This is a genomic window from Acidimicrobiales bacterium, assembly GCA_036491125.1.
Lineage (GTDB): Bacteria > Actinomycetota > Acidimicrobiia > Acidimicrobiales > AC-9 > AC-9.
In genome coordinates, this window is record DASXCO010000123.1 from 1 (window position 1) to 9,537 (window position 9,537).

The 9,537-nt window shown below is 67.1% G+C and carries 6 protein-coding genes; 2 read left to right on the forward strand and 4 right to left on the reverse strand.

Going from position 1 to position 9,537, the window contains the following annotated elements; translation table 11 throughout:
• Nucleotides 1-686, reverse strand: a 686-nt coding sequence (locus VGF64_10305) for a cation transporter (GenBank protein ID HEY1635141.1), incomplete at its 3' end; no start/stop codon positions are given.
• A 211-nt stretch (nucleotides 687-897) separates the two neighbouring features.
• Here VGF64_10305 and VGF64_10310 point away from each other — a divergent pair.
• On the forward strand, nucleotides 898-1,551 hold the full coding sequence (locus VGF64_10310; GenBank protein ID HEY1635142.1) for a GAP family protein: 654 nt from the start codon (nucleotides 898-900) through the stop codon (nucleotides 1,549-1,551).
• Between the two features lie 111 nt (nucleotides 1,552-1,662).
• Here the strand turns inward: VGF64_10310 and VGF64_10315 are convergent, their stop codons facing one another.
• Nucleotides 1,663-3,057 carry an FAD-binding oxidoreductase gene (locus tag VGF64_10315; protein HEY1635143.1) on the reverse strand — a complete coding sequence of 465 codons (1,395 nt, stop codon included), beginning with the start codon at nucleotides 3,055-3,057 and terminating at the stop codon, nucleotides 1,663-1,665.
• Between the two features lie 223 nt (nucleotides 3,058-3,280).
• Here VGF64_10315 and VGF64_10320 point away from each other — a divergent pair, with 223 nt between their 5' ends.
• The gene (locus tag VGF64_10320; GenBank protein ID HEY1635144.1) at nucleotides 3,281-4,948 is read left to right on the forward strand and encodes an FAD-dependent oxidoreductase; all 1,668 of its coding nucleotides are present in this window, start codon (nucleotides 3,281-3,283) and stop codon (nucleotides 4,946-4,948) included.
• Between the two features lie 51 nt (nucleotides 4,949-4,999).
• Here the strand turns inward: VGF64_10320 and VGF64_10325 are convergent, their stop codons facing one another.
• Nucleotides 5,000-7,759, reverse strand: coding sequence for a molybdopterin-dependent oxidoreductase (locus tag VGF64_10325; GenBank protein ID HEY1635145.1), 2,760 nt, complete (start codon nucleotides 7,757-7,759; stop codon nucleotides 5,000-5,002).
• A gap of 336 nt (nucleotides 7,760-8,095) precedes the next feature.
• A partial coding sequence (locus VGF64_10330; GenBank protein ID HEY1635146.1) for a hypothetical protein occupies nucleotides 8,096-9,537 on the reverse strand: 1,442 nt, incomplete at its 5' end.

Genomic DNA, 9,537 nt, shown 5'->3' on the forward strand with positions numbered 1-9,537 from the left:
AGCAGAGAGGTCATCTCGATGCCCAGGAAGACGGAGTTGACCGCCAACAGCACGCCGATCCCCAATGTGCCGACGGCATCGAAGACGGTGTTGCCGGTGATCGCCGATACCGCCACGGCGACGAGCGCGATCCCGAGCCCCACTAGGGCGCCGGTGTCCTCCACAAGCAGCACAGCCAGTTCGGGTATGCGGGTGCTCCGCACGAAGCGAACCCAACCCTGGCCTCTTCTTGTCTGGTTGGCGGCCGCTACACCGGCTCGGAACGACAGGGCCTCGAGGCCGATGGCTACCACGAGGATGCCGAGCGCGATCGGCAGGTCGTCGAGCGGGTGGGGATGTATCAGCTTGTTCACACCCTCGGCCAGCGAGAAGACAGCTCCCAGGCCGAACAGCAGAAGCGCGACGATGAAGGCGCCCAGAAAGCGGACAGCCCCATACCCGAAGGGATGGCTCGGGTCGGGGCGTCGCTCCGACTGGCGCCTGCCGACGAGGAGCAAGGCTTGATTGCCTGTGTCGGCCACCGAGTGCGCGAACTCGGCCACCATCGAGCCCGAGCCCGTGATCAGGAAGCCGACCAGCTTGGCCGCCGCCACCCCGAGGTTGGCGACAAGAGCCACCGCCACGGCCCGGAACCCGGCGTGGCTGGCACCTGGAGCTGATGACCCGTGTCGCTGGTCTCCCTCCATGGGGCTCACCCGGATGGACGGGCCGTCAGCCGCTCTGGGTCCACACCGTCATCCTGGCAGAGATCGCAACTGGTCGGGACAGCACCCGCGTCCGCGATTCGTTCGCGACCTCAATGGGTCGTTCCCAAGATGCGGGTCCGCTCGTAAGCTGAGGGCGTGGTGGGCGGTCATCTGAGACGAGGCGGCCGACGGTGACTGGACCGCGACGCCGGTGATAGTCGACCTCATTCTCATCGGCCTGGCGATAACAGTCTTTCCGGTCCCCCTCACTGCATTCATCCTCATCCTCTCCTCGAGGGGTGGAGTGAGGAAGGGCGGCGCGTTCATCTTCGGTTGGGTGCTCTCGCTCAGCATCGTGGTCACGGTCACGATTCTCGCCACCGGCAACAAGCCTCCGAAGTCGAGCAGCGCACCTTCGGTCGCAGCCCTCGTCGTGAAGATCATGATCGGAATCGTCCTGCTGGGCATCGCAGAGCGCCAGCGCCGCAAGATGGGACGACCCAGACCACCGAGAAAGACCCCGAAGTGGCAGACGGGGATCGACAACATGTCGTTGTGGTTCGCAATCGGCCTCGCTCCCTTCGTGCAGCCCTGGGGACTCATCGCCGCCGGCGTTACTGTCATCGTCGAGGCCAAGCTCTCGTCCTGGCAGAGCTTCCTCGGACTGATCTTCTTCGGCATCCTCTCGACATCCACTCTTCTGGGGATGGAGATCCTCGCCGTGGTACGACCCGAGCGCGCCGATGCCGTCCTCTCAAGCGTGAAGTTGTGGATCGACACCCACACGGGCCAGCTCATCTTCGCCGTCTGCCTAGCACTGGGCTTGTGGCTGATCGGACACAGCAGCTACCAGCTCGCCACCTAGTGCTTCAGCGAGCGAGGCGCTCTAGTCCCGTCCGCTGCACCGTCGTCCTCTTCTCCATGCCTGCCGGTACGAACTGGCCACCGTATCGCCGTCCGAGATGGCCTCGACGGGCTACGCCATCGCCGGGCCCGATGGCTTTATGTTCTGGTTGAGACGAAAGAGGTTTCCCGCGTCGTAGCGACGCTTCAGCTTCTGTAGCCGCGCGTACGTCTCTGGACCGAAAGCCGCCTTCACCCGGTCTTCACCCTCGTCGCCAATGAAGTTGAGGTAGACCCGCCCAGTAGCGAACGACTTCATCGCGGCACCAAACTCCTGGGTCCAGACGATGTTGGCCTCGTCATCGGCGATATCGGTCCACATCGACATGATATGGATGTTGAACGGGGCCTGGCGTTGCCCAATAGCCATGCGGTCGTCCGGAACCCGGCCGACCGCTCCCCCGCCCGGCACGAGGACGATCTGCGTCAGCGGGGACGGCTTCGAGAGGTGGTACCGGCAGATCGTTTCGATCGCCGCGTCTGGGAGACCGGTAAGGAACTCAGCAGTCCAGTAGTTGCGCATACCCTTCTGGTTGCCTGGATCGATCAACCTCTGCACGGCCAGGTAGGGCATGGGCTGGACCATGTCCATCGCCGGCGGGCCGAAGTCTCGAAGAGGACGCAGGGCCTTCTCGCCATCCTCGACGTGCCCCGCATAGCAGAGGACTACACCCACGACAGGTTGTCCGCGCACGGGTTCGGGGACGAATTCCTCCGGCGGCGCCGTGATGAGCGCCACGCCGCCACCGACCTCATCGGGCGCGCCCGCCATGACGTCGCGGAAGTTGCCGAGGACGGCGGCGGCCATCGGCGCTGGGTACATGAGCATTCCACCCAGGACAATTGGCCCGACCGGGTGCAGGCGGAGCTCGAAGGAGGTGACGACGCCGAAGTTCCCGCCACCACCGCGAGTACCCCAGAAGAGCTCCTCGTTCTCGCTCTCCGACGCAGCGACCACCTGGCCATCGGCAGTGACCATCTCCACGGAGATCACGTTGTCCACGGTGAACCCACATTTGCGCTCGAGCCATCCCGACCCGCTGCCGAGCACAAGGCCTGCAATCCCTGTGGTCGACACCCTGCCTCCGGTGACAGCCAGTCCGTGCTCTTGGGTCGCCGCGTCGAGCTCACCCCACGTGAGCCCCGCCTCGGCTCGGCAGGTGCGGGCTTCGGTGTCGATATCGACATTCTTCATCGGCCGCAGGTCGATCACGACGCCGTCGTCGCAGACCGCATTGCCCGTCACACCGTGGCCGCCGCCGTACACGGCCAGGGGCAGGGCAGCGCCGCGGGCGAACGTCACGGCCTGGGCTACGTCGTGCGCATCGGTGCAGCGGGCGATAACCGCGGGACGGCGGTCGATCATGCCGTTGAAGACGGCGCGAAGCTCGTCGTAGCGCGAGTCATCCGGGCGGACGACCTGACCCTTGAACCCCACCTCGAGCGAGGTCGTGCTGACCACCGACATCTGAAACCCCCCTCTCCCAACGACTCCTCGTTGGGAACCCGGGGTGATTGTAGCCGAGCATCCTGACCATTTTCTGCTCCACCGGCCCTAGAGGCCTATGGGCTCGCCGAACCCTGTGGCGACACACGGGCGGCCCAGGCCATGCTGGAGGCCGGTCGAGCCGTGGTGCCGAACAACGCATCCCACGGCGTAGACCGACCGTGAAGGGTCCAGGGGAGGCAGGATGCTCGCAGTTCCGGATCGATGGGGCGAGGTCGTCGATGTCGTGGTCCTCGGCTCCGGCGCGGCGGGATTGGCTGCGGCGACCCTTGCCCATGACGGCGGTGCCCAGGTGCTCGTGCTCGAGAAGGCGGACCTGATCGGCGGTACGACAGGCGTGTCCGGAGGGATGCCCTGGATCCCTATGAACCGCCACATGGCCGACGTAGGTGTCCCTGACTCTCGGGAGGAGGCGCTTGGCTACATCCGGCGCCTCACGCTCGGTCGGGAACCCGATCCGGAGCTCATCGAGAGGTACCTCGACATCGCGCCGGAGATGCTCGACTACCTCGAGACCAAGACACCGCTGCGCATGTCGGCGCCGCCGGGGTTCAACGACTACTACGCCCACCTGCCTGGCGGGAAGCCGGCTGGCCGATCCATCGAGCCCCTGCCCTTCGACGCTCGGGCCGAGCTCGGCCCGGAATGGGCGGCGAGGTTGCGTACGAGCCCGCATCTGCCGCCGCTGACGATGGCGGAGGGGGCCAAGTACCTGCGCGGCGATGCCACCCCGGACGTGGACTTGATCGTCCGCCGCCAGGAGTCCGACATACGGGTGCTGGGTCCGGCGCTCGTCGGAGCCCTGTTCAAGGGTCTCCTCGATCGAGGAGTGGAGGTGCGTACCTCGTCGCCAGCATCCGACCTGGTAGGGAGCGACGCCGGAGTGCTCGGCGTCCAAGCCGAGCACGACGGCCGGCGGGAAGGCATCGGTGCCCGGCAGGGCGTCGTCTTCGCGTGCGGCGGCTTCGAATGGAATGCCTCCATGGTGAGCGCCTTCATCGGTCAGGAGCTCGACCCCCTCAGCCCTCCCCACAACGACGGCGACGGTCTCCGGATGGCTATGAAGGCCGGCGCCATGCTGGCGAACATGACGTCCTTCTGGGGCCAGCCCGCGATCCATGAGCCGGGGAGGATGTTCGAGGGTCGTCCGATGATGCAGATGGGTACGGTGCGCAGCACTCCGGGCGTCATCGTGGTCAACAAGCACGGACGGCGGTTCATCAATGAGGGTGTGACGTACCAGGACTTTCCGAGAGTTGTCGGCGACTTCGATCCCGTTGCTATCGACTACCCGAACGAAGCGCCGCAGTGGCTCGTCTTCGACCAGAGGGTCAAGGACTCCGCCGTCATCCTCCCGTCTGTTTTACCAGGTGGTCCCGCGCCCGACTGGATCGCGCAGGCGCCGACGGTCGGTGAGCTGGCCCGTCGCATAGGACTAGATGTCCCGACCCTGGAGACGACGGTGACCCGATGGAACGGGCAGGTAGCGGCGGGCGAAGACCGGGACTACAGACGAGGCACGAACACCTTCGAACTGCACATGAGCGGCGAGGTACCGTCACCTGCAAGATGCATGGCTCCCGTCGCCCAACCGCCGTTCTACGCGGTGGCTCTGCGCAACGGCGCGCTCGGCACCAACGGTGGACCTCGGATCGATAGCGACGCCCGCGTTCGCACCTACACTGGCGGGGTCATCCCCGGACTCTATGCCGCCGGTAACGTGGCAGCCAGTGTCTTCGGGCCCGCGTATCCGGGTGGCGGGGCCACCATCGGACCCGCTCTGACGTTCGGCTATCTCGCGGGGCGCCACGTTGCGACACAGCCGCGGCGGTCGATCGGGTCCTTGGCGTAGGGCGGCTACGCGCGCTCTTGCGGCTTCACCGCACGAGCCAACACTTCGCCGTCATCGAAGTCGGATGGGCACGACCTGGATGGCGTTGGCACCGTAGCCGAGTCGGTTCCACTCGGGCTGATCGGGTTGGGTCCGACCCGCGAGGTCCGTCGCCCGAGCCCGCACGGTGGTCGCTCCAGGATCGTCGAGCCTGCAGAGAAGCTCCCACCATTGCCAGCTGTGACGGGGGCGGTCGCCGACCAGCTGGGCGGACTGCCACATGCCGTCACCGATGCTGACCTCGACCCTGGCGATGGGCGCAGCACCCGACCATGCGACGCCACGGATGGCCAGCTCCCCGACTGAGAGGTCGTCGTCTGGCGTCGGTTCGGTGATCACGGATCGCACCTGCTGGAGTCGTACGGGTTCCCGCACCATCCTGCCGTCCCGCTCGCCCTCATAGACGTAGTGTTGGGTCTGGTAGAAGCCTTCGAACGGTGAAGGGACGACGTCTATTTGCGTCAGCCATTTGACCGAGGCCACGGCGTACCAACTCGGGACGATGAGCCGCACCGGGTAACCGTGCTCGACGGGCAACGGCTCGCCATTCATGGCGTAGGTCACCAGCGCGTCCGCAGCGCGAATGTCGTCGAGCGACAGGGAGCGCTCGAAGGAGATCGTGCCGTTCGTTCCATCGACACGGCCATGGTCGGCGCCGCGGAAGACCACCTCGACCGCCCCCGCGGTGGGGCCGGCGCGGTCCAGCAGCTCGGTTAGCGGAACACCCGTCCACTCGGCGGTGCTCACCGCCCCGAGCTGCCATTGCTCGCCATCGGTCGGCGGGCTCAGCATCGATCGCCCGTTGCCCGCACACTCGAGTGTGGCAACCACGGTATGCGACCTCATGTTGCGCAGGTCCCGGAAGCTCAACGCCAACGGTCGCTCAACCAGTCCACCCACGTCGAGCTGCCACGTCGCGGCGTCGAGGGTAGGCGTGACGAAGTGGTTCCGCACGTAAAAACGGGCGTTGGGCATTACGACCCCCCCTATTAGGGCAGGGATCGACGTCTCGCAGTTCAACGGGGCGGTTTTGTGGACCACGAGGCCGGCATCAGGGTCGGTCGTGAGAGGCAGGCCCGCGGCCGACCAGGCGCATATCCCGCCGGCGAGGTTCACCGCGTCGAAGTCCCCACGCCGCAGCGAGTCGGTCACGGCCGCCGACCGGCCGCCCGAGCGGCACATGACCACGATCTGACGATCCCGAGGCAGCTCCTCATGGCAACGCTGTACCGATGCCATCGGCATGAGCGTTGCGCCGGGTGCGTGTCCCGTGCGCCACTCGTCAGGCTCGCGTACATCCAGGAGCAGAGCGCCCGCCTCCACCAGGCGTTGCGCAGTCCGGGTGCTGACCTGGGGTGTCGCCCCCACCTCTGTCTCGGCTCCGGGCTTCGAGACCGGCAACGCCGCCGCCTCCCATCCCAGGTAGCCCCCGAGTAGATCCGCCACATCGGCGAATCCCGTCCGGACCAGCACGCTGGCAGCAACCTGGGACCGATAGCCACTTGCGCAATAGACGACGACCGGGCTGGACGGGTCGAGGCCCGCCAGCGAATCCCCGAGGACAGCAAGTGGGATCTCCCGCACCCCCGGAAGCGTGCCGCCCGCCGTCTCACCCGGGCTACGCACGTCGACCAGCTGCAGCTCCGGCTCCAGGCCCCGCAGCTCCGCCAGCTGTTCGATCGTGAGCCGCGAGCTCGCCTCGATCAGGTCCGGCCGGCTGCTGAACACCTGGGCAGGGTCGTCCAGCTGGCCCGCGACGCGGTCATAGCCGACTCGCGCCAGGCGCACCTTCGCCTCCAATGCGACCGCCGGATCGCCCACCAACACGACGTCCCCGTCAGGCGAGAGCACGTCGCCCGCCCATTCCGCGAACCGGCCTTGTAGCCCGACATTGACGGCGCCTCGCAGATGTCCGACCGCAAAGTCAGATGGCTCGCGTGTATCGAGGAGCACGGCACCGAGATCTCGAAGGCGTTGGACTTCATCGATGTCGATCAGGGGCGGCTCGTGCTCCTCGAGCAGTGGTCGAAGCTCGCGGTTGCGCCGGGCATCGAACTCGAAATAATGCGGTCGCAGCGGCTGGCCTTCGGTGACGAGGGCGACGAAGTCGTCCTCGCTCATGGGCTGGAGCGCGTAGTTCAGCTGGCGTTGCTCACCGATGGTGGAGCTCGTCTCGGCCGACAGCTGCTTGCCACAGGCCGAGCCAGCGCCATGAGTCGGGAAGACCCGGGTGGTGTCGGGGAGCCGAAGGAGCTTGTCGTGCAGCGATTGGTACAACGAGCGCGCCAACGCATCGGCCGATAGATCGCCGCCGGCAGAAGCCAAGAGGTCGGGGCGCCCCACGTCGCCGACGAAGAGCGTGTCGCCCGTGAGGACGCCATAGGGCACGGGGTCACGAGCGTGCTCGTATACGACGATGCAGATCGACTCGGGCGTGTGTCCCGGGGTCGCGAGGACTTGGAGGGTCACGTCGCCAAGGGAGATTCGCTCCTCGTCCCGGAGCGCCTCGATGTCGAAGTCGACCGACGCCGCTTCGCCGTAGCAGATGTCTGCGCCGGTCTGCGCAGCCAACTCAAGGTGCCCGCTGAGGAAGTCGGCGTGCAGGTGCGTCTCGATGACCCGTTCGATCCTCAGCTTCTTGGCCGCCGCCTCTTCGAGGTACACCCCGATGTCCCGCCTCGGGTCGACGACCACTGCCCGACCGGTGGTCTCGTCCGCGATCAGATAGGACGCATGGGACAGACAGGCCAGATAGTGCTGGGTCAGTATCACGTGGAACCCCCCGGCATCGGCTCACAGGGTGCTATGGAGCCTCTTACGTCAGCGAAGAGCACGGCGAGGTCGATCTCGATCCCGCTTGGCGGGAGGCAGATCGCAGCAGCTGCAGAAGGTTCTGCTTCACCCATGGTCTGATGGTACCGATCAGTTGCTCTCCCGGGTGGCGGGTTCTCGCGGGCAGGGAGCCTCGATCTGCGCGAATGGGACAGCGCGTCGATGGGATTCCCGCGGGCACACCTGACCGGCCTCACCGAGGTGAAGCGGGCCTATGACCGGGAAACGTGTTCCAGTTCGCCCAGAGCGTCCCCGCCTAAGCGAGGTTCGACAGGATCATCCGAGCGCCTCCTCGGCGTCCGCGCCAGACCCGTGGTCCTCGGGTCCCCAATGACCGAGCGATCCCGGGACAACCGCCTCCGGGCCGGTGAACGGTTGGATCCGGTCACCGTTGCGCGCCAACACTGCTCGAACGGCTCCGGTCACCGGTGCGGTCAGCTGCGACGGAAGGCAGATGCCATCGCGCAGGCACTCCTCGACCCGTCGCTCGGGCAGAAAGATGGGCGAGGCGACGCGGGCCAACTCGGTCGCCCGACTACCCTCGCCGACAACCCCGTGGAAGCCGCCCGACGCCGAGCCCGACCCCACGAGGGCCGCGACTGCGGCGGCCAGCTCGGCACGTGAGCGGCGCGACCGGGGCGCTCGGTTGACGACCGGGACGATGCAGTCGCCCGGCACGCCGATACCGAGCACGTCCCCGACGACCCTCGCCATTGAGTGGACGCCCTTCATACCTGGTCCGCCCACGACCAGCACGACATCGGCCTGGCGGAGCGCGGTCCGGCTCATGACGTTGCGCTCCTCGACGTCCAGAGAGCCTCCGTCCCGTTCACCCTCGACGTCGGCCTCCACGTCGGCCACGACCGTGGCGAAGGTATGCCGCAAGCTGGCGAAGGCTGCCTCGAACGCACGCGGACGCAGCGCAGGCCACGCCGACGATCGCCGTAGCCCGAGGAGGAGGTGGTAGCCGCGCTCCTCGACGAGGAAGGTCAGGGCCATGACGGCGTCGCGACCCGGCTGCCCGTTGCGATGCGCCTCGACCAGCTCCTGGATGCCGGGGACGATGTCGCCTGCATCGTGCAGCATCGACTGCTCGGCGCGGCGCGCGAGATCGGCGAGGATGACCGGGCCGCCGTGGCGCGTCGCCACTCCGTCTCGACGCAGAGTCTCGGTCGTGCCACCCGGCGTGCCCTCGACGAGTCCCTGGCAGAGAGCGATGGCGACCGTCGACACGCCGGTCCCCCCAGGACCGCAGACGGCGACCACCGAGCCACCGCGATCGTCGCTCGCCACCCCGTCGAGGGCCCCAAGCACCTGCTCTCCGATGGTGATGGCGGTGGCGTGGGCGGCGAGCGCCCTGAGCAGGTCCTCCCGGTCGAAGCCGTCCGAGAGCACCGCTGCCGCTCCGAGCGCCAGCCAGTCGCCGCGAGGGCGCCGTTCGTCGACAACGAGTGTCGGGCACCTCGCCCGGTTCATCTGGTCGAGGAGATCCCGGTCGAGGGCCGCGACCCTCGAGTCCACGATCGCAGCGGAGAAGGCACGGCCCGAGCCCAACCTGGCCGCCAGCTCCTCCGCCGACAGACACTTGACCAGTTCTACGGGAATCGAGGAGGCATGCGCCCACTGGGCGACCGTGCGGAACCACAACGCCCGGGGATGAGCGAGTCCGAGGATGACGTACCGGTCGTCGGCCATCAGCCGCCCGCCGGCAGCGTCAG

What these genes read in the sequence shown, in the direction of transcription:
- VGF64_10315 (HEY1635143.1), bottom strand. Translation starts at nt 3,057, where the DNA reads ATGTCGGTGGTCAGCACGACCTCGCTCGAGGTGGGGTTCAAGGGTCAG.
- VGF64_10320 (HEY1635144.1), top strand. Translation starts at nt 3,281, where the DNA reads ATGCTCGCAGTTCCGGATCGATGGGGCGAGGTCGTCGATGTCGTGGTC.